This window comes from Paenibacillus sp. FSL M8-0334 (assembly GCF_038000405.1).
GTDB lineage: Bacteria > Bacillota > Bacilli > Paenibacillales > Paenibacillaceae > Paenibacillus_AQ > Paenibacillus_AQ campinasensis.
Genome location: NZ_JBBOCH010000002.1, coordinates 1,842,590 through 1,861,750, shown reverse-complemented (window position 1 = coordinate 1,861,750; position 19,161 = coordinate 1,842,590). Strand labels below are relative to the sequence as shown.

Genomic DNA, 19,161 nt, shown 5'->3' with positions numbered 1-19,161 from the left:
GCTGAGGGCTTCCGTTCATACCGATATGTTGACCGGCGTATCATCGTCCTTATTCAAAATCTGCTTGTTGGCTTGCTCCAGCTGCGCGTCCTCAAAACTCACTAGGGGATCTGTCACGATAGGACAACATGAAGGGACCTCATCCACATCGGACGGGTCCCTGCTAGATTGTGTCTTACGGCTCGGTGCTACCGGTAATCTTCTCAAAGTACGGTGTAAGCTTCGCGCTGAGCTCATCCCACTGCTGTTGTTCTTCGGGAGTCAGCTTCTCTACATCTCTGACTCCATTTTCATTGGTAATCTTCAGCTTTAACTGCATCAACTGCTTGGTCAGATCCGTATATTCCTGGAATTCCTCTTCCGTAAGCTTGCCCTTGGCCACTTGAAGCATGGCCTCAATCTCTTGATATTCTTCCTGAGTCCCTCCGTGCTGTTCAATGGTTTCAACAGAACCGAAGATCATATCGGCTAGATAAGGCGAAGCGAATACAGCAGACGGAACCAGGATAGCCATTCCAATCACGCCTGCAAGTATGCGTTTTTTCATGGAAAATCGACCTCTCTTTTCGTTCACATAATGTTGATAAGATTGCCGGACTCGTCCGTACAGCTCGGGTGGGCAGTTCATCGACGCTGACACCTGGCGAAGCTCTTCCCGCAATTCCTTGTCAATGGACATACGCATCTCCTCCCGTCATTTCGAATCGTTTCCGGAGTTCTTTCATTGCCAGATGATGTCTGGATTTCACGGTGCCAACCGGGATCTGCAGCATGTCTGCGATTTCCTCCAGCGCATAATCGTGATAATAACGCAGGATGACAACGACACGCAGTTTGTACGACAACTGGCGAACCAGACTGAACAAATCATGCTGCATTTCGGACTGCAGCACCGCTTTATCCGTCCATACGAACTCTTCACAAGTCATCTGACGATTGCGCTCAAACAGGCGAATCCTCCGCCAGGCCTTTCTTTTCCAATCCTGGACAAGACGCACCGTGATCCCGTGCAGCCAAAACCGGAAAGGACGGCTCGGATCGTAGTTGTGAAAAGACCGCCACATGCGCATGTACACTTCATTCACAATATCCTCTATGTCCTGTTTGTTATAGACCAGAAAAGCAACCGTCCGATAGACGTCCTCGTGCGTTGCCTGATAGACAAGCTCAAAGGCCGACTCATCGCCGTTCGTCGCCTTTTCCAGCCATGGAAGTAACTCTTTATCATTCATGGGGGCCCCTCCTGAACATGTTACAACTCTTAATTCGCTCTCACGGGGAAAAAGGTTCAGTAAATGGATAAACTTTTATAACTATACTTCAAAAAACACCGCATACATAGCAACTTAGAACGCAATTTCTCGCTTGGCGATAACCCGGAGTCGCGTTCTTATTGTCCGAAAACACCTTATCCGTCCCGAGACCGAGACGAAAACCGTTCTGCCGCCCGTCACTCCGAAGTGGAGCATACGATATCTTGATATTAACGAATAAGAATACATACACTCTCCGGAAGCAGTCATGCAGCAGCAAAGCCATATCACACGAATGGAAAGGAGTAAGAAACGATGGAGATGATCTATCAGTTAGAGCATGTGAATAAAACGTACAAAAAAGGAAAAGTTGTTGCGAATCAGGACATCAGTTTGGACATTCAGCAAGGGGAAATTCTCGGTCTGCTCGGTCCGAATGGAGCTGGGAAATCGACGCTAATCAAACAGATGGTAGGCCACCTTGCTCCCTCATCAGGTACGGTACGCTATAGAGGAGCAAGTGTACAGACACAAACCAAACGAGTTGCGCAGGAGGTGGCCTACTACTCGCAGGAGCCTCACGCCCTGACCAGTTTGAAAACCTGGGAAGCCTTGTATTTTACAGGAAGGCTGCGGGGACTGACCAAGGAGTCGGCCCGAAAACAAACCGAGGAATTGCTGGAGCGCTTTGGCATGCAGGATCTCCGTCACAAGCTGCTGAAGAATGTGTCGGGCGGACAGAAGCGTTTAATCGGGATTGGAACCTGCTTGATCGGCTACTCCCCTGTCATGATCCTGGATGAACCGACCAATGAGCTGGACCCGAAAAAGAGAAGGCTTGTATGGGATCTGATTCAAGAACGCAATCGCCAAGGGGTAACGGTCATTTTGGTGACACATAATGTGCTGGAGGCTGAACAGGTTGTAGATAAAGTAGCTGTAGTCAATCACGGCAGGCTGCTCGCCATCGATCACGTGAGTGTCTTAAAGCAAAGAGTCGATCAGCGGATGAAGCTGGAGATTACGACATCCTTGGGCGAAAGCGAGCATGTTAGCCAATGCTTAAGCGCCCTGGGACAGTGGACCCAAATCGGTGAAAATCGAATCCGAACGCTGATCGAGAAGCAGGACGCCAGCTATGCGATTGAATTTCTGAGCAAGCATCATCTACCGATTCAGGAATATTCTTTGGTCCCGCCGAATCTTGAAGATGTCTATTTTCATATCGATGACGAACAGCATAAGCCAGATCAAGCGGAGGTGGTCTAACATGGAACAGCTGAAACCCTCCATACAAAGCCAGAATACGCAGCTGCAGGAGGCTGTTATTCTCCAAGGGCACGAGCAGCAAAGTTTAATCCAACGCAGAATAACCGAATGGCTGATTCTGGCCCGCATTCAATTTACGATCATCCGCGAGGCATGGGTTTGGATATTCATCATGGCATGCATGTTTCCACTAACCACCCTGCTATTTCTCAAATTTTTCACCGTCGATCCAACGCCGGCCGTCATGACACGCATTATTACAGGGAACATGCTCTTCGGCCTTATCGTCATGGGACTCAATTCGATGGCTCAGGAGATATCTTGGCAGAAGCATCAAGGCCACTTCACCTATTATTCGTCCCTGCCGATCGCCAAGGTTAACTTCATCTTCGCCAACCTGCTGCGCGGTTTGATCATGAGCGTGCCGTCTTTTATTATCCTGGCGATGATCGGTCAGCTTGCTTACGGCATTCAATTCCATTACAGCTGGGGGCTTGTCCCTGTACTGCTGCTCACCGTCTTTAGCGTTGTCGGTGCGGGCGTCCTGATCGGCTTCTGGTCGCCTAACCACCAATTGACGAATATGCTGGTCCAGGCGTTGATGATGTTCATCTCGTTTCTGACGCCAGTCATGGTAGATATGGATCAATTGCCCGCGATCCTGCAGTGGTCCGCTTATATCTTTCCGACCACTTATGCCGCCGCTGCCATGCGGGAGGTGCTGATTTCGGGCTGGTCCGGCTCTGTCGCCTGGAACACATTTGCACTTTTGCTGTTCTCGCTGATATCCATCGTATTGATTTTGAAAAAGGTAGATTGGCGAGTGGATAAGTAGTAAATGAGGCTTCTCTTCCTCAAGCGAGTATATGATTACTCTCCCCCTCCTGCCCTCTAATAGGGGCATGGAGGGTTTTTGAGCAAAAGACAGCTTCTCATTTATTCAATTGACCTTACTCGCTTCACGTTCAAAATTCACCCTCGCCCACTCCCCTTCGTTCTTAAACAGCTCAACGACAGCCTCACGACTTGCCGGCGGTTCATCGATCCAACTTAACAGAGTACGAATGATCGGTTCTTTGTCCGGAAAGTGCTGCAAAAATACTTCACATTGCTCCAGAAGTCTTGTCGTCCAAATCTGAGACCGCGCCATCACCATGGAATAATAGGTTCGAATCAGTTTACGAGCGAAGCCCTGTGTAATGGATTGGAGCTCTTCAACAGAAGCCGTTTCTACCCTAGTAAGTGTCCGCGCGAGGGATTGACCAATATCGCCATTGAAGGAAATGGCAATCTCGGATGTAAGTTTATACGGACCAAAATGTCTGCCTATATCCTCCCCGTACACACAAACACAGAGTTCTCTAAGGAATGCATTCTCGTAATAATTTGATGGATCCATTGTATAATCGTAAAATGCAGCAGCGATGCCTACATCACGTACAAGATAACGATACGGCTCGGACAGGTCTCCGGACAGTTGCTTTAGTTCTGCCAATTTCATCGAATCCTGCTTGCCATAAAACATAGCGATGAGATCTAAATCGGATTGAACTTCAACCGCTTCACCTCTGGCTACGCTGCCGTACACATAAACACTGTGCAATTGCTCCTGGAACACACTTTTGAGACGCTCGACAGCTTCTTCGATGCAATGTTGATACTTGCTGTCTATTTTGTTTATGCTGACATCGCTTATAATACATCCACTCGGATCCAAACCATATCCTGCTGTTAAAATCATCATAATGCCTCCCTCCCTCTATACACCGTAAGTTTACTTGATATGGACCGGGATGGATACTTTATGGTCATAAGTTTTTATATAGTAGAATCCAGGCAACAGCAATTGCTCTGGCTTGTCTGTAGTGTTAAATGAATAGGTCTGCTCCCATAGGATGTTGCCATTGTTCAGATCCCAGGGCCGTGAATTGGAAATCGACGATACGGGCACAATGCTCCCCCCGGCTTGTATGGATAATTGGTCCTTATCCAGGATTGTAAATTGTTTGCTGGCAATGACGATGTCATAGCCTCCATCGGTCTCGGTCACGCTTCGTATCCATAATTTTTCGTCACCTATACGAATAGACTGATCGGATGGTGAAGCAAGCGAAATGGGTTTCTCTACTTGCTGATAACCTTGGAAGTTTGTGAGTACAAGCTCAAGGGACTCCAATTGATCGGTTGGAAGCACATCATAATCCAGTTCAAACCCTGGAAGTTCTGTTTCAGCGTGACGAATCGACCTCATTCCCCAAGACTTGACTTCGGTCCCATTGACGAATAGCTTGGTTTTGCCTGTAAACCTAGGATGGCCGTCTATTTCCAGGTCATAATAGCCTCTTACGATCGTTGAAGATGGCGACGCCGTTATGAAGTCGAAATGAACGGTTCCCAGATCAACTGGAACCGAAATGGACAGTTTTTGTTTAATAATGCTCTTCATCGCTTTATTCGCTTCAAATTGGAAGGAGATGGGATAGGTTATCCGTTTCTCCGAATCCTCCCACCTGCTGAATGTAGCTGTTAATGTTCTGGAGAATGGACTAACCGGCTCGAATTTATATATTCCCTTATACTGCGATCCGTCAGGGCTAAAGGTGCCTGACCCTTCTTTCGGATCGGAATCCGTCAGAAAGCCTTGCAGTGCATCCACGTTGTAGCGAAATGAACGATCATCGGGATCGAATACGGTGCCTTGTGGCAAATCAATGGAGTAATACATAATGAATGCATTATCATCCGCAATCACTCCATTCACGGTAATGGCGGTACCGTCATCAAACGTTTTACTTTTATTCACTGACTGGCCATACCCGTGTTCTTCCACTTCTGAGAAGCTGAGCGAAGTCAATGCGTTTCGATCCAGCAGCTTCGCGCCGTAATAAGCAAAGGCCGGATACTGGTATATGCCGGCAATCAGCATAAGTGCTGCGGCTGCCGATGCAACCCATGGCAATGCTTTGCTTCTTCTCCGTTTGACCGGCACATTCTCAAGTGCATGCCGAAGTCTGCCCTCAAGCTCTGGCGGGGCTTGTACACTAAGAAAGCTCTGCTTGTGTGCTTGTAATTTCTTCTCGATCGTTCTCATAACGATCACCTCCAATCAAGTCTTTGAGCTTCTTCAGCCCTTGTGTCATTCTTGATTTGATGGTGCCAAGCGGTGCACCGGTCATGTCTGCGATCGTCTGATAGGACAGATCGTGAATATAACGGAGCTCGATCACTTCCCGCTGCTTAGCATTCAGATGGGATAACAATTCCTGCATGTTCATGGCAGACTCGGAATAGCGAAATGGATTATCGTCCGTCATTCCCGCAAGCGATGCTTCCTCTTCTCCTTGCATAGGCAGGTACCGCGTTCTATTGCGCAGTAGCGTTTTGCACCGGTTGACCAGAATGGTTTTGCTCCAACTGTAGAAGGCTTCGCCATGAAGCAATTGATCGATCTTTTCATAGATCGTGACAATCATATCTTCCAGGGCATCCATCGCATCATGCTCGTTTCCCATATAGGAGTATGCAAGACGGTAATATGCATCCTGATCAGCCAGAATGAGCTGCAATAAAGCTTCCTTGTTTCCTTTTTGGGCTTGCTTGACAAGACGGCTGACTTTCATGATCCCCCTCCTTTCATAGATAAGAGATGTCAGAGGTTCTAAAAGTTCATTTCGTAATAAAAAACACCACAACCAAGAAGCAGGGAATGAATGCCCTGCATTCCCAAGGTTGTGGATGGAGTAAAGCCAAAGCCGCCAATAGGTTGATTACCAATCTTACCGATCACTCCGGGACAAACCTTAAGCGGATGATGTTCGTTTATAAGCCCTAATGGCGAAAATATACGCAACAATAAGAATACCCAGACACCAAGCGAGCGCAATCCAAATGTCATTGCTGACGGGTTGGCTGGCAAGTAGAGCGCGTATCGCACTTACAATGGGGGTTACTGGCTGGTTTTCCGCAAAGACACGCACCACGAGCGGCATCGATTCCGTAGGCACAAACGCCGAACTGATGAATGGCAGGAAAATAAGGGGATAGGAAAATGCGCTTGCACCTTCTACCGATTTTGCGGACAATCCGGCAATAGCCGCGATCCAAGTCAAAGCGAGCGTGAACAGCATGAGTATACCGGCTACGGCTAACCAAGACAGTATCCCCGCCGATGAGCGAAAGCCCATAAGGAGTGCTACGAGAATAATAATGAACACGGATAAGGCGTTGGATACCAGAGATGTCAGCACATGACCCCAAAGCACGGCGGAGCGCGCGATCGGCATAGTATGGAACCGCTCAATAATCCCCCGTTGCTTATCTAGAAACAGACGATAAGCTGTATAGGAGATCCCGCTGGCGATTGCAATCAGCAGAATGCCAGGCAGTAAATAATTCACATAGTTATCCGTGCCTGTGTCAATTGCGCCACCAAACACGTAGACGAACAGCAGCATCATCGCAATTGGAGTGATGCATACCGTGATGATGGTGTCCATGCTACGAAAGACATGGCGGATGGAACGTCCGAGCATCACGCCCATATCACTGAAGGAGCGGTTCTTTGCCGTTTCCATTTAGATCGCCTCCTTATTGCCGACGATGGCGAGGAAGATCTCCTCTAAAGTCGGCTGTTTCTCAACATATTCCACCTTCGCTTGTGGAAGCAGCGTTTTCAGCTCGGCGAGTGTGCCATTCGCAATAATCCTGCCTTCATGAAGAATGGCAATTCGGTCGGCAAGCTGCTCGGCTTCTTCCAAATACTGCGTCGTCATGAGGATTGTTGTGCCATTGTCGGCAAGCGCCTTGACAATCTTCCACACCTCGATTCGTGCTTCAGGATCGAGTCCGGTCGTCGGTTCGTCGAGGAAGATGATCTGCGGATTCCCCACAAGGCTCAAGGCGATATCCAGTTTGCGGCGCATCCCTCCTGAATACGTAGACGGCTTGCGATGAGCGGCTTCTGTCAGTCCGAAGCGCTTAAGCATATCATCTGCCACCTGATGCGGATTCTTAAGATGCCGCAGCTTCGCGATCATGATGAGATTTTCCCGTCCGGTCAGAATCTCGTCTACGGCAGCAAACTGGCCGGTTAGACTGATGGACTGGCGCACATGGCCAGGACGTGACGCCACATCATTTCCATTGACAACCGCAGTGCCTCCGTCCGGTTTAAGCAGCGTACAGAGAATTTTGACGATCGTCGACTTGCCGGCCCCGTTGGAGCCAAGCAGTGCGAAAATCTCACCTCGCGTCACTTCAAAATCTACGCCTTTTAGGACTTCAACATCTTTGAAAGATTTCCACAGTCCTTTCACTTCAATCGCTTTTTCCATGCCGGCAGCCCCTCTACTTTGTTTTTTTCGACACCTTTTGTATGGCTTTATGAACTTCCTGATTAACAGATTCCTGATAGAGATCAGCGTAGGTTTTGGAATCCTTGATGAGGTCGTCGCAGAACGCCGCGACATCACGGCCTGTCACTTCAAGCACGTCTTTCCCCATAGCCGCTCCTTCTTCAAAAAGATCGACGATCCCCGAGAGCAGCTCCGTCCCTTCGGTTAACTGCACAGGCCCGACCTTAAACAGATACTTCTGAATCTCTTTGTACACAATCTGATAATCCCGCGGGAGCGCTTTGACACGAGCCACATGTGCTCGCCATTCTTTTCTGCCTTCAATCATCTCTCGTATTCTCATGGTTTCCTCCTCCTATTTCCCTAATTTCTTGGCGACATTATCGTTGAGCTGCTTGCGCCACTTGTCACGGTAGGACGCCGCCCCTTCTTCACCAACCAGCGCTGAACAGAAGCCTTTAATATCGACCCCGAGAACCTCCTGGACGCGCTGACCTTCGGCTGCTGTTTCCTCGAGCAGGCCAAGCACGCCGTCAAGAATAGGCATGAGGTTACGACCCGTGAAATTGGAGTGTGGCCAAAGATTGACGTTGATTTCTTCCCATGCGGCTTGATAGTCGGCTGGCAGCTCTTTGACCCGTAATTCAAAGGATTTCATTTCTTTTGTCATGTCACTGCCCGTGATCATCTCCCAGAAGTTCATCGCTCTCTCTCCTTTAACTCATTCATTTTTGATGATAAGAACGCCCATTTTTCCCAGAACTTTCGCAGCTCCTCGCGCCCCGCATCATTGAGCACGAAAAACTTGCGCGGTGGACCCATATCGGATGGCTTCTTCTCGGTGTCCACAAGGTTGTTCTTCTCCAGCCGCACCAAAATGGTGTAGACGGTTCCTTCCACAACATCTGTAAAGCCAAGGGCATTCAACCGCCGTGTGATTTCGTAGCCGTAAGTTTCTCCGCGGTTTATAATTTCAAGGACACAGCCCTCAAGCACACCCTTAAGCATTTCGGTTAGGTTCTCCAGTACAATCACCTCTGCTATTCTGTATGACTGGTATTCAGTATTACTTATTACCACTACATAGTATCACTAAGTAGTTGGTTTGTAAACAGCATTTGCCTTCATATTCATTATTTATTTGTACGCATGATACGACACGGTGAATCGATGTGCTTGCCTAATGATAACGATCATCGACTCGTCCCCGAGTTCCAACCGTGATGGAGTCCCCGTAATTTTAGAATTGACAACATTCAGGCCATGCTACTATACTGTTACCGAGTCGAATACTTAAAACCGATTGCGGATGTGGACTTTTCTGGAGAGTAATCTTCATTTTCGCCACACAAAGGCCTTGCTGGTCATTTGTGTGGTTTTTTGCGTTTGGTTCACGATGAAGGAGGAGAATAGATTCATGAAATTGTGGCACTATGCATTGATTGTTTTTCTTGGAGGCTGCTGTTACGGCATATTATCCACGTTTGTTAAACTGGCGTACGCGGCCGGTTATACGGTTTCGGCAGTCACTGGAGGGCAGTACTTATTTGGCGCTGTGCTGGCATGGCTTGCAGCACTGTTGACCAACAAGAAGAGATTAACCCGTAAACCAATCATCAAGCTGTTGCTGTCCGGAATTCCCTTTGGATTAACCGGCATCTTCTATTATCAAGCTTTGCAGACCCTTAATGCGTCACTGGCGATCGTGTTCTTGTTCCAGTTCGTCTGGATCGGAGCGCTGCTGGAGTGGGTTTTCCATAAGAAAAAGCCGACAAAGAGCAAATTGATCTCCATCGGATTGCTGCTCGCGGGCTCTGTGTTGGCCGCCGATCTATTATTTCAGGACCAGATGGCGGTGTCATGGCAAGGAAGTCTATGGGGCATGCTTGCGGCGTTCACCTTCTCCACATTCATTTTCTTAAGCAGCACCGTCGAGAGAACAGCCCCGCCCATGTTAAAAAGCGCCCTGATCTCCACTGGCGGCGTAATGACGGTGTTCATTGTTTTTCCACCTACGTTTCTAGTGGATTGGGATGTGTTCACCGGCATGATTCCTTATGGATTGGCACTGGGAATATTCGGCGTCGTGCTGCCGCCCCTTCTGTTTGCGATTGGAATGCCGCATGTTGGCTCAGGGCTCGGAACCATTCTCACCTCATCGGAGCTACCGGTTGTCATTATATTGTCTTCCCTGGTGCTCGGAGAAGCGATTAGTTTCACACAATGGATAGGAGTTGCCACGATCCTGGTCGGGATTGCCAGCAGCAACATTCGCTATGATCATTTGGGCAAGAAATGGTTTAAGATACCGAAGACTTTACATCGATGACTGACCCCAAGTGAATGATACAAGAAGCAGCCGCTCATCAGATGGCGTAAGCGTGATTCGTGACGCAATCTGGGAGCGGCTGCTTATTGATGTTTTATGGGACTAAGGGACGTTTGTCTGCCCCAATTTGAGCAGGGTTAGATTCTACTCACTCACTTGAAACCGTGACCTCATGCGGTTGATGATCCGTTGTCCTGTGTTCGCCTCTGTAACCGTAACGTCCCACATCACGACATTGGTCATCGGATTAGGATCTGAGTTCACAATGGTTACACACGAACAAGCCCGCCATCCTTCACTTCATACACCTGATCGGCGACGCCCTCAAGCAGGCGGGCATCGTGGGAGATAAAGAGGATCGTGCCTGTGTATTTTCGCATCATCGTCTCGAGCGCTTCCACGGCTGGAATGTCCAGAAAATTACTCGGTTCGTCCATGAGCAGGATATTATAGCGTCCAAGCAACAATTTGGCCAGCTGGAGCTTGATAATTTCACCACCGCTTAATACCGACAGCTCTTTGCGAACATCCTGCTGCGTGAACCCCATGGAGGCGAGAACTGATCGAATGTCGGAAACCGGGTAATCACAGTTTTCCTGCATGAATGCCATGACGTTCTGATTTCGATCGAACTTGTAACCGGTTTGGACAAAATAGCCGATTTCCGCCTTTGGCGATAACGTAATACCGCTTTCCCGATCGCGGATCATGTTGAACAACGTCGTTTTGCCGGCGCCGTTTGCGCCCTTGATCGCAATCTTGCCTCCTAGCGGGAATTGGAAGGATACATGGTCGAAGATCACCTTATCCCCGAATCGCTTGCAGATGTCGTGCCCTGTAATCGGAAATGGATGATGGAGCTCCAGCGCTTTATTCTGTCGAAATTGGACATTTCGCACAGCCTCGGGCGGAGTGACTTCACCAAGCGCTTCGATTCTCCGTTTCGTATTTTTGGCGGCGTTATGAAGCTTTTTTTGCTTGCTGCCTTGGGATTTTTGATGTCCGAGACGTCCGCCGCTTTCCGATCTGCTCTTTCTGCCCGATTCCTTACGGTCAAGCTTCCGTGCCTGATTCTTCTTCTCGATCATAACCTGTTCCAGCCGCTCCCGTTCTGCCACGTATTGATTATATTGGGCTACCTGGGCTTGTCGTTCCTCTTCCTTCAGAACCAAGTAGTCGGTATACCCTCCCCAATATTCCGTGATCTTCCCGTCTTTTAGCTCCCAGATCTTATCAACAACCTGGTCGAGAAAATAACGATCATGACTGATGATGAGCAGCGCACCGGAATAATGTTTAAGCTGGTTCACGAGGAAGTCGATGCCTTCGCGATCCAGATGAGATGTCGGCTCGTCGGCAAAGATGCCATGCGCTTCGCCCGACAGTGCCTGTGCAATTTTCAATCGTGTCTCTTCCCCGCCGCTCATGGTCTCGGCCTGCACTCGGTCAATGCCTAATTTGCCAACGATAGCGTAATCCTGTACATCTTGGACGATTACCTCATCCAACTGGGGGAGATAAGTGAACGTGCCTTCCCTTGCAATCTTGCCGTGCTGCAGAGGCATTTTGCCGAGTAACGTTTTGAGCAGCGTGCTTTTTCCAGCTCCGTTGGCACCAACCAGGCCGATTCGGTCATATTCATACAACTCCAGCTGGTCGATATCGAGCACAGTACGTCCCAAGTATTCCACATAAAGATCCTTTGCTTTTAACAATAACATTTATTTTTCCTCCTTCGAAAATCGCAGTTTCCGTCGTTCCGTTCGCAGGTTGACCTGCGATTTAACAAAGGGAGGATTATATAAAGAAGTACCAGTGTAACCTATGCATTGTCATGCCTCCTTTTCACATCAATGACTTTGACGTTTCAATTCCAACATGAAAGCAATAAAAAATGCAGATCCAAGTCCACATGTGGGCTTGAATCTGCATGGGTTACGTGCCAGAACAGAGCGAAATAAAGCACAGCAAATATGCCGTCCGGGTCGCAATCCATGTCCTCATACGTAAAAATAAGCAGCTCAAAAAAAGCCCACCTGAGTGGAAATCCGCTTCTTTATCGCATACTTACCATAAACGCATGGAGTGAACCATTGATTGCAATCCCCCTCTTCTTTAATAGCCGTATCTTAACATTGGCATTTGACAGCTGTCAATTGATAAGCTTTCCCAATCCATTATTGCAAACGGCAATACCTGCCGGGATTCGAAGCTTGATCCGTTCAATATTCATGTACAAGCGTTCATTTGATGCAATGAAAAACAAACGATTTGTGTTCAGGCGTCGCTTGTTTCAACTCCCAATCGCCATAAGTTGTGACTCGCGTAAAACCTGCCTTTTTTAGCGACTCGGTGAGCTCCTCCTGATTCCGGAACCTGATCTGCATTTTTTCATGAATCAACACTTCGCCTGTCCTTGCATGTTTGACGGTTTCATAAAAAGTGAAGATATCTCCCTCAAACCCTTCATATTTCGTATGAATTTCAAGCGGATCTCCGGTTGCCATATCTTTGGCTGCATCAGGAGCCGCATCCTTCTCCCACGCTTCCCAAGCCTTAGCTAACGGGTTTCGTGTATCAAATATATAATGTCCCCCAGCTCTCAAGGAGCGGTATACATCCGAGATCGTCTGCTCCCAGCTCTCGTCGGTCAGAAATACCTGGGCAACATTGGCTGTCATGATAACGGCATCATAAGCATTGGTTTGCAATATCGTGCTATCCCCAATAATCCAAGTGACATGGTGTGCATCGTCCTTGGCTTTGGCCACTTCTATCGCTTCCGGATTGGGGTCAATAGCTGTAATGTCATAGCCTTCCCGAGCAAGATGCATCGTCCATCTTCCTGTGCCGCAGCCTAAGTCTGCAACCCTTTTCACATCCAGGCTCTTTAGAAGGGCCAGGAAAAATTCATCGTCTCTTCCCCAGTGATTAACCTGGTCGTATACCAACGGAATCATATGAGGTGTCCACCCGCTTTCTCATCGTTCATGATTACAACCATGATAAAAGCCGAATGCCGTGAGGTCAAAGGAATGATCAATTATAAATGTATTCTACCTGCCGCTCTGCCTGCCAGCTTTACGCACGCACATCAGCTTGTGTTCACCACATTATTGCTGCCTGCCCCAGGGCCTAATCCTCGGCCCTCTGAACGAAGGGGATCCTCATACCTGTAGAGGACATTCCCAATCGTACCCGCTGCTCCTGTCAGTAACAGTCTCCGTTTCATTCGATTCATCCCCTCTATCGCTTCATCATTATACGATTACTCTGCTGTTAGTCATTACCCTTTAGAAGTAGGATATATGCGATATTTTCGCCGCCACTTGGTTTAATAGGGGGGAATCTTTATGAATTAGAGCACTAGAGATCTCGGGAATCATCTGAATGCAAGGGGTCTCTACTTGGATAAGCTATGCTCATTTACTTCCCAGCCTTGGCCGGTACTGAAAAATAGGTCATCTGAACAGCGGACACAGGCTTAGCTACCGGTTCTTCCACCGCTGACGGTGACGTCAACGCTGCATCATTCCCGCTTCCATCCGAGCAATTTCGGCGATACCGTCCCTCTTCCAGCTTCATATCAATAAAATCGACGACCTGCTGCAGCGAGGCAATCTGGCTGACGATATTCTCCCGATGGTTCCTTAAACGTTCCACCAACTCCGGGAACTCCCCGGGATCGGCATCGATGGCTACCCCCAAGAATGGACGCATCTCATCCAGTGGCATCCCTGTCTTCTTCAGACAGGATAACAGCTGGATCGTCTCAATGTCCTCCTGCCGATAGATGCGATGTCCATTTTCTTTCCGCTCCGCTCGGGGGAGCAAGGAGATTTTTTCATAATAACGAATCGTATCCTCAGAGATGCCTGTCAGCTCGGCCGTTTGCTTGATCGTAAATACCTGTTGTGCCTCCATCCGATTCCCTCCTAAAAATTATGTTATGTGCAATATATCTTGGAGCTGGCTCTAAGTCAACTCTCTTCTCCCTTATCCGCGAGAACTACATTTCACTTCTTGACTTGGAGTCGACTCCAAGTTCTACAATGTGTGAAATCACGGGGAAATGTCCCGATTTTAGGAGGAAGAAGAGACCATGAACACTCACCAGCAAGGATTTACCGCACTGATTACAGGAGCTAACGCCGGGATCGGCTTGGCGTTAACGAAGAAACTACTGTCCGAAGGCTGGCAGGTGGCCGCCTTGAACCGCTCAGCCTTTTCGCCTGAGGACTCGTTCATCCAGCAAGCGCTCTTGAGCAAACAGCTTCGTCTATATCAAGTCACAGACCTTACGGATTACGCCAGCTTGAGAACCACACTGCATACCATTCAAACCAGCGAGCAGCAGATTGATATTATGTTCAATAATGCCGGCGGCAGCTTCCCGGAGCTGGCTTATTCACCACAAGGACGTGAGAAGCATTATGAACTGATGACGGTAGTACCGTATATCATTCTGATGGAGCTAAAGGATCTACTAAAGCACGGCCGTTTGAAAACGGTCATTAACACCTCATCTGCAGCGCTTCGAATGACGAAGAAGTTTAGTCTGGAAATTCTGGAGCAGCCCAGGACCTTCCGCAAACTGATCGGACCTTACGCCAGTTCTAAGCTGGGGCTTTCGCTATGGACACACGCCATTGCCCCTCAGCTTGCCCTGGATAACATTAAGATTCGCAGCGTCGATCCCGGGAGCAACAATACGATCCGAAAAGGGAAAACGTCCGGACTGCCTGTTCTGGTCCACATGTTAATGAAGCTGTTCTTTCCTCCTCCAGCCCATGGTGCGGACAAATTGTATGAAGGCGCTCTTGGACAACACCGGGATAAGACGGGGGTATTTATATCCAACAATCGGATGATGGAGTTGAAATATATCGATCAAGCGCCTCGTATTTTGGAGAGAATGCATGCGATTTACAAGCACGAATATTTGCAGACATAAAAACAAAGAGGGCGAACTCGCCCTCCTTGGGAAATATTAAATGCCGGAAGTTGCTTTATAGGTAAAGCGTGCTTTATAAGAGCCTTGTAATACCCCAACCTTCGTGCCATCCTGCTTGCTAATCGTTTGAGGCAATTTGAGATCATAACGAACCTCGAACTGATGCGTTCCTCCGCCGAAGGACGGTCTGGCTTGTATAATGGCCTGCGATGCATTCGAGAGAACAAGTTGAGACACCAGCGTCCCCTGTCCTGAACCAAAATGGATAGGAGCACCGGTTACCGGCCCTTTATACGCTGTCGTTACCTCAACCGCTGATGCGGGAATGTAGAATTTTTCCAGGACACCATTGATTACTTTCTCGATTTCAAAATCGGTAGAGCTCATACTGACCGTATAACCAGCGTCAGTGCCTCTTCCATCAACGACCGTCATCATTGTCTCCGCTTGTGATGACTGAGCCTGTTTGACATCCAGGCGTATGTCATCAAATTTCAGAGGCGTTTGAAAAGCCCTTAACCCCGAGCCGACAACCTCCAGCTTTTGTTCCGACACGTCAGCTGCAAAGGTGGAAGTACCCAGAGAAAGCAGCAATACAGACATGCTCATAGTGCCAAGCAGCATCTTCTTATACCGACTTATCATATTATTTCCTCCATCGTTTCTTTTTCAGGAATGGTTAGGCAGGTTGGGCATGCGCTCATTCCCCTCCTGCAATCAAATTCCTTTGGCCAAAGAGAAGGTGAACAGGGATCTGTATACGCCCACTCTCAAACCGACTCTGTCTCCTGCCTGATGTGCACTTCCCGCTCCTGCCGAGACGACTTCCACCGAGCTAGGGACGCGGAATGTAAAATCCATAGGAATATCGTAGTAACCCATTCCCTGGAATGGTTCGGCTTGTGCCAAGGCTTGTTTTTGAGCACCCAAAATATAATTCCCTGTTCTAGCAACTTGATCTGGTGAACCGGCAAGAACTTTTGCAGATTTCACATCCACACTCAGAGACGAAGATGGAATCTTAACTATGAGATCCGAGGTGCTTAAGCCGGTGTCAAGAACTGGATCACTCACAAAGTCGGTGATCGACAAGGAATACGTCCAGCCATCACCTTGGCCTGTACTATCTTCAAGCAGCGCACTCGTGACAGTGTTGATCATCTGGTAATCATGGACGGTCTGGATTTCGATGTTGTCCAGCAGCAAACCATGAAACTGTGAAGAAAGCCCCCCGCCTATGACGTTTAGAATCGCTTCCTGATCCGCTGCCGTTACCTCGGTTCCCCAGGTTGGGTCTACACCCGGACTCGGATTCGGATTAGCGCCATTTAAGGCGGGTGTGATATATTCTTTGTCTGTCAGAATATATCCCGTTGACGGATCCAAGACTCTGATTTTGATCGGAAGATGAGCCCCGACGTCAATCGGACCAACATATTCATGATAATTTCCGCCATGATCGAGAGAGTATTCTTTCATCCAGTTGCCTGTTGGAAGATTGGAGAAATCAATCACCAGTTTATCGTTCGCGTCACGAAGGAATGCAGGATCATAGACTACGCCGGTGACCACAAGCGTCGTCTCGGCACTGACATTCACCCCGTCTGTGACACGCGCTTTATATACGGAACCAATGACGTTAGGAATCATGAAGGTGTACTTCCGCTCCGTAGAGTCGGGATCAGACGATGAGCCCGTATAATGGTTGAAAATGTCAGGCTCGTCCACCCAAAGGCCGTGATCATGCTGGAGCTGGAGGAACCCTTGGGTTGGATTAAAGCTAAATGATAAGGACCGCTGATCGTTCGAATCGACATCACCCAGATGGCCAATAGGTGCCGTCAGCACGCCTGGAGTAGCCGGTGACACATTGATGTTATCAGTGACCCTTGCTAGCTCGGCTCCGAAGGCATTAAAAATGATTGCAGAAACCGTATGGTTACCATTCATTAACTGGATCGGCGATACGTAGTCGGATACCCGGCCGTTTACCTCCACTTGAACTTGTACCCGGCTCAAATCAATCGCTCCGGTATCAACGGTCACAACCCCATCTTGCTCAAGCAATTTAGGGTAACCCACCGGAATCTCGATTGGATCATTGCTGATGTTCATAATGAGTGGATCACTGAAGATGATATTGGTGCCGGTATCTAAACCTGCTCGTGCATGAATCGTCACAGATCCGACGGAAGTGACTACAATCGGATGAGTGTAGTTCACCCAAGTGACGCCGTTGTCCATAGAATACTCTTTTATCGTTGCTGAAGCTGGGTAATCCAGGGTGACGACAGAATTCTCGAATTTATCGTAAGAGAGGGACTCTATAGGCTTGTCTATCATTGCTGGCACAGGCGTATAGCCGGACGGGTAGATGCCAGTTACTCCATTCTGCATAACCGGGCTGGATCCTTGGAAGTAATACAAATTACCATCTTCTCCGATTCCGTATACTTCATTTCTAGCATCAGTCCCCGTATATGTTGGAGGAACTTCCAGCAGCCCGACATAACGTACATTGTTTATTTTGCCGTATTGTGTATTCGAAATAACATAGACCTCACCATTGTCACGTAGCGCATATAAATGGTTGTAAGAAGCAGCAATGTCGACTATATCTTTGACTTCATTGTCTGTTCCTTCGATTGGAGTAGGAACCGTAAGCTTCCCTCGAATTCCGGTTAAGGGACCGATATTCCCCGTGCCCAAGTTGGCTGGATCATTCCCGTTGCTACCCAATGCGTATACCCTGCCGTTGTCCTGCAAAATAATGACGACCGATGAAGAAGTATGCGGTGCAACTAAGTATTTGACAACACTAGAAGCAATTAAAGTTTTGCTCGCGTTATAGTTTCCGGAACTATACCCCATATTTCCAATTGGAATCCCCCATGACACAAGGTCCCCATTAGACTGCAATTCGAAGAACGTGTTATCTAATCTTGTTGAAAGAGACGCATTCCCTATAGCTTTAAAATCAGTTAACGCTCTGGTTACATTTTCTGCGTTGGAGACTGGAAGCGGGTATAGCTGTGTTGAGCGAAGTTCGTCGTAACCGTATCTGCCCAATTTTGTCATATAAGGTGCCGGTTGAGCAGAGTCAGTTAACGTATAGTAGGAGCCGTTAATTTTAAAATATCGCATGTCCAATAAGGGTTGGATAGTTTGGTTCGCTGAATAATCCTGCCACAAAGCATGTCTGCCAACATCCTTATGCAAGTATCCCATTTCGAAATCATCCGCAGATGTAAACGCTGGAAACATCCTAGTTATGTTAATCGGCTTAGCATCATGAAAGGAATCCGAATTAAAAGCTCTTCCGATCTTATATACTTGTCCATCCGTGACAAGAAGCACATTGTTATAATTGAGTTGAATAAATTTCCTTACACCCGTCAATGGAGTGTCCGTATCCGGGTTAATCACCTCGGTCGGGGCGGTTTTATCTGACTTTGTGCCGGTACCTAGCTGTCCGTTGGTTCCCCCACCAAAGGCATATACGCTGCCATCCGCTTTTAACGAAAACCAACTCATCGTTTGCAATTGCATGCTCGTATGTTCCCCACGACCATCCAAGTATGCAAAGTCAACGACGTTCGTATCGCGGAGTGTTAAAGGGTTATTATTTGTACGAATCAATAGGTCTCCATTGTTCATCAGCTTGATCTGCATGTTCGTTGTAAAACCATTGTGTGCGCCAGCTGTAAAGATTCGTTTGGCATTATGGTCATGTGTAATGAATTTTGAATCGACGGGCAGATTACTCCCGGTATTGACCCCAATCGTTCTTCCATCGCTTAAATGAATTTGTGTCTGAGTACCTTTGGAAATTTGATCGTACTCATAGGTTGTACCATCAATATTCCCATAACCAGCTCCCTGAGCTGTATTCGTACCCTGGAGCAGAAGCGCAGGAGCGAATAATACCGCAGCTAGCACAACGGAAAGTGTCCGTTGAAAGGATGATCGCCTTTGTCGTTGAACCATGAACCCAACCTCCAA

Annotated in this window: 19 protein-coding genes; 4 read left to right on the top strand and 15 right to left on the bottom strand. The window is 48.1% G+C overall.

Annotated elements, in window-relative coordinates; all coding sequences use genetic code 11:
* Positions 1-175: 175 nt before the first annotated feature.
* A complete protein-coding gene (locus MKX64_RS22540) occupies positions 176-679 on the bottom strand; it encodes a DUF3600 domain-containing protein (RefSeq protein ID WP_155618700.1) in 504 nt (167 codons plus the stop codon).
* Entirely contained in the window at positions 669-1,232 is a 564-nt protein-coding gene (locus MKX64_RS22535; protein ID WP_095266168.1) for a sigma-70 family RNA polymerase sigma factor, read from the bottom strand. Before MKX64_RS22535 ends, MKX64_RS22540 begins: the two co-directional genes overlap by 11 nt.
* A 336-nt stretch (positions 1,233-1,568) precedes the next feature.
* Between MKX64_RS22535 and MKX64_RS22530 the strand changes: the two genes are divergently transcribed.
* Both MKX64_RS22530 and MKX64_RS22525 read left to right on the top strand, forming a co-directional pair.
* Positions 1,569-2,522, top strand: a complete 954-nt coding sequence (locus MKX64_RS22530) for an ABC transporter ATP-binding protein (RefSeq protein ID WP_095266167.1) — start codon at positions 1,569-1,571, stop codon at positions 2,520-2,522.
* Between the two features lies 1 nt (position 2,523).
* On the top strand, positions 2,524-3,357 hold the full coding sequence (locus MKX64_RS22525; RefSeq protein WP_155618701.1) for an ABC transporter permease: 834 nt from the start codon (positions 2,524-2,526) through the stop codon (positions 3,355-3,357).
* A 105-nt stretch (positions 3,358-3,462) separates the two neighbouring features.
* Here MKX64_RS22525 and MKX64_RS22520 read toward each other — a convergent pair whose 3' ends face one another.
* The 8 genes from MKX64_RS22520 to MKX64_RS22485 form a co-directional block, all read right to left on the bottom strand.
* Entirely contained in the window at positions 3,463-4,266 is an 804-nt protein-coding gene (locus MKX64_RS22520; protein WP_341037488.1) for a nucleotidyltransferase family protein, read from the bottom strand.
* Positions 4,267-4,296: 30 nt separating this feature from the next.
* Positions 4,297-5,613 carry a DUF4179 domain-containing protein gene (locus tag MKX64_RS22515; RefSeq protein WP_341037487.1) on the bottom strand — a complete coding sequence of 439 codons (1,317 nt, stop codon included), beginning with the start codon at positions 5,611-5,613 and terminating at the stop codon, positions 4,297-4,299.
* Entirely contained in the window at positions 5,564-6,142 is a 579-nt protein-coding gene (locus MKX64_RS22510) for an RNA polymerase sigma factor (protein WP_155618704.1), read from the bottom strand. The genes MKX64_RS22515 and MKX64_RS22510 overlap by 50 nt, the downstream gene beginning before the upstream one ends.
* A 180-nt stretch (positions 6,143-6,322) precedes the next feature.
* Positions 6,323-7,096: an ABC transporter permease gene (locus tag MKX64_RS22505; RefSeq protein WP_155618705.1), complete on the bottom strand. Its 774-nt coding sequence runs from the start codon at positions 7,094-7,096 to the stop codon at positions 6,323-6,325.
* Positions 7,097-7,855, bottom strand: coding sequence for an ABC transporter ATP-binding protein (locus MKX64_RS22500; RefSeq protein WP_155618706.1), 759 nt, complete (start codon positions 7,853-7,855; stop codon positions 7,097-7,099).
* 13 nt (positions 7,856-7,868) lie between these two features.
* A complete protein-coding gene (locus tag MKX64_RS22495) occupies positions 7,869-8,219 on the bottom strand; it encodes a DUF1048 domain-containing protein (protein ID WP_095266160.1) in 351 nt (116 codons plus the stop codon).
* Positions 8,220-8,231: 12 nt separating this feature from the next.
* On the bottom strand, positions 8,232-8,579 hold the full coding sequence (locus tag MKX64_RS22490; RefSeq protein WP_095266159.1) for a DUF1048 domain-containing protein: 348 nt from the start codon (positions 8,577-8,579) through the stop codon (positions 8,232-8,234).
* Entirely contained in the window at positions 8,576-8,884 is a 309-nt protein-coding gene (locus MKX64_RS22485) for a PadR family transcriptional regulator (protein WP_095266158.1), read from the bottom strand. Before MKX64_RS22485 ends, MKX64_RS22490 begins: the two co-directional genes overlap by 4 nt.
* Positions 8,885-9,293: 409 nt before the next feature.
* Here MKX64_RS22485 and MKX64_RS22480 point away from each other — a divergent pair, with 409 nt between their 5' ends.
* On the top strand, positions 9,294-10,205 hold the full coding sequence (locus MKX64_RS22480) for an EamA family transporter (RefSeq protein ID WP_155618707.1): 912 nt from the start codon (positions 9,294-9,296) through the stop codon (positions 10,203-10,205).
* A 269-nt stretch (positions 10,206-10,474) separates the two neighbouring features.
* Here MKX64_RS22480 and MKX64_RS22475 read toward each other — a convergent pair whose 3' ends face one another.
* The 3 genes from MKX64_RS22475 to MKX64_RS22465 all read right to left on the bottom strand — a co-directional run bounded on the left by MKX64_RS22475 (position 10,475) and on the right by MKX64_RS22465 (position 14,129).
* Complete coding sequence (locus MKX64_RS22475; protein WP_095266155.1) at positions 10,475-11,926, bottom strand: Msr family ABC-F type ribosomal protection protein; 1,452 nt, start codon at positions 11,924-11,926, stop codon at positions 10,475-10,477.
* Positions 11,927-12,448: 522 nt separating this feature from the next.
* Positions 12,449-13,165 carry a class I SAM-dependent methyltransferase gene (locus MKX64_RS22470; RefSeq protein ID WP_341037483.1) on the bottom strand — a complete coding sequence of 239 codons (717 nt, stop codon included), beginning with the start codon at positions 13,163-13,165 and terminating at the stop codon, positions 12,449-12,451.
* A gap of 466 nt (positions 13,166-13,631) precedes the next feature.
* Complete coding sequence (locus MKX64_RS22465) at positions 13,632-14,129, bottom strand: MerR family transcriptional regulator (RefSeq protein WP_095266153.1); 498 nt, start codon at positions 14,127-14,129, stop codon at positions 13,632-13,634.
* Positions 14,130-14,307: 178 nt separating this feature from the next.
* Here MKX64_RS22465 and MKX64_RS22460 point away from each other — a divergent pair, with 178 nt between their 5' ends.
* The gene (locus MKX64_RS22460; protein WP_341037482.1) at positions 14,308-15,159 is read left to right on the top strand and encodes an SDR family NAD(P)-dependent oxidoreductase; all 852 of its coding nucleotides are present in this window, start codon (positions 14,308-14,310) and stop codon (positions 15,157-15,159) included.
* A 36-nt stretch (positions 15,160-15,195) separates the two neighbouring features.
* Here the strand turns inward: MKX64_RS22460 and MKX64_RS22455 are convergent, their stop codons facing one another.
* Positions 15,196-15,804, bottom strand: a complete 609-nt coding sequence (locus MKX64_RS22455; protein ID WP_341037481.1) for a WxL domain-containing protein — start codon at positions 15,802-15,804, stop codon at positions 15,196-15,198.
* 72 nt (positions 15,805-15,876) lie between these two features.
* On the bottom strand, positions 15,877-19,146 hold the full coding sequence (locus tag MKX64_RS22450) for a hypothetical protein (protein WP_341037480.1): 3,270 nt from the start codon (positions 19,144-19,146) through the stop codon (positions 15,877-15,879).
* Between the last annotated feature and the right edge of the window lie 15 nt (positions 19,147-19,161).

What these genes read in the sequence shown, in the direction of transcription:
- MKX64_RS22540 (WP_155618700.1), bottom strand. Translation starts at nt 679, where the DNA reads ATGTCCATTGACAAGGAATTGCGGGAAGAGCTTCGCCAGGTGTCAGCG.
- MKX64_RS22535 (WP_095266168.1), bottom strand. Translation starts at nt 1,232, where the DNA reads ATGAATGATAAAGAGTTACTTCCATGGCTGGAAAAGGCGACGAACGGC.
- MKX64_RS22530 (WP_095266167.1), top strand. Translation starts at nt 1,569, where the DNA reads ATGGAGATGATCTATCAGTTAGAGCATGTGAATAAAACGTACAAAAAA.
- MKX64_RS22525 (WP_155618701.1), top strand. Translation starts at nt 2,524, where the DNA reads ATGGAACAGCTGAAACCCTCCATACAAAGCCAGAATACGCAGCTGCAG.
- MKX64_RS22520 (WP_341037488.1), bottom strand. Translation starts at nt 4,266, where the DNA reads ATGATGATTTTAACAGCAGGATATGGTTTGGATCCGAGTGGATGTATT.
- MKX64_RS22515 (WP_341037487.1), bottom strand. Translation starts at nt 5,613, where the DNA reads ATGAGAACGATCGAGAAGAAATTACAAGCACACAAGCAGAGCTTTCTT.
- MKX64_RS22510 (WP_155618704.1), bottom strand. Translation starts at nt 6,142, where the DNA reads ATGAAAGTCAGCCGTCTTGTCAAGCAAGCCCAAAAAGGAAACAAGGAA.
- MKX64_RS22505 (WP_155618705.1), bottom strand. Translation starts at nt 7,096, where the DNA reads ATGGAAACGGCAAAGAACCGCTCCTTCAGTGATATGGGCGTGATGCTC.
- MKX64_RS22500 (WP_155618706.1), bottom strand. Translation starts at nt 7,855, where the DNA reads ATGGAAAAAGCGATTGAAGTGAAAGGACTGTGGAAATCTTTCAAAGAT.
- MKX64_RS22495 (WP_095266160.1), bottom strand. Translation starts at nt 8,219, where the DNA reads ATGAGAATACGAGAGATGATTGAAGGCAGAAAAGAATGGCGAGCACAT.
- MKX64_RS22490 (WP_095266159.1), bottom strand. Translation starts at nt 8,579, where the DNA reads ATGAACTTCTGGGAGATGATCACGGGCAGTGACATGACAAAAGAAATG.
- MKX64_RS22485 (WP_095266158.1), bottom strand. Translation starts at nt 8,884, where the DNA reads ATGCTTAAGGGTGTGCTTGAGGGCTGTGTCCTTGAAATTATAAACCGC.
- MKX64_RS22480 (WP_155618707.1), top strand. Translation starts at nt 9,294, where the DNA reads ATGAAATTGTGGCACTATGCATTGATTGTTTTTCTTGGAGGCTGCTGT.
- MKX64_RS22475 (WP_095266155.1), bottom strand. Translation starts at nt 11,926, where the DNA reads ATGTTATTGTTAAAAGCAAAGGATCTTTATGTGGAATACTTGGGACGT.
- MKX64_RS22470 (WP_341037483.1), bottom strand. Translation starts at nt 13,165, where the DNA reads ATGATTCCGTTGGTATACGACCAGGTTAATCACTGGGGAAGAGACGAT.
- MKX64_RS22465 (WP_095266153.1), bottom strand. Translation starts at nt 14,129, where the DNA reads ATGGAGGCACAACAGGTATTTACGATCAAGCAAACGGCCGAGCTGACA.
- MKX64_RS22460 (WP_341037482.1), top strand. Translation starts at nt 14,308, where the DNA reads ATGAACACTCACCAGCAAGGATTTACCGCACTGATTACAGGAGCTAAC.
- MKX64_RS22455 (WP_341037481.1), bottom strand. Translation starts at nt 15,804, where the DNA reads ATGATAAGTCGGTATAAGAAGATGCTGCTTGGCACTATGAGCATGTCT.
- MKX64_RS22450 (WP_341037480.1), bottom strand. Translation starts at nt 19,146, where the DNA reads ATGGTTCAACGACAAAGGCGATCATCCTTTCAACGGACACTTTCCGTT.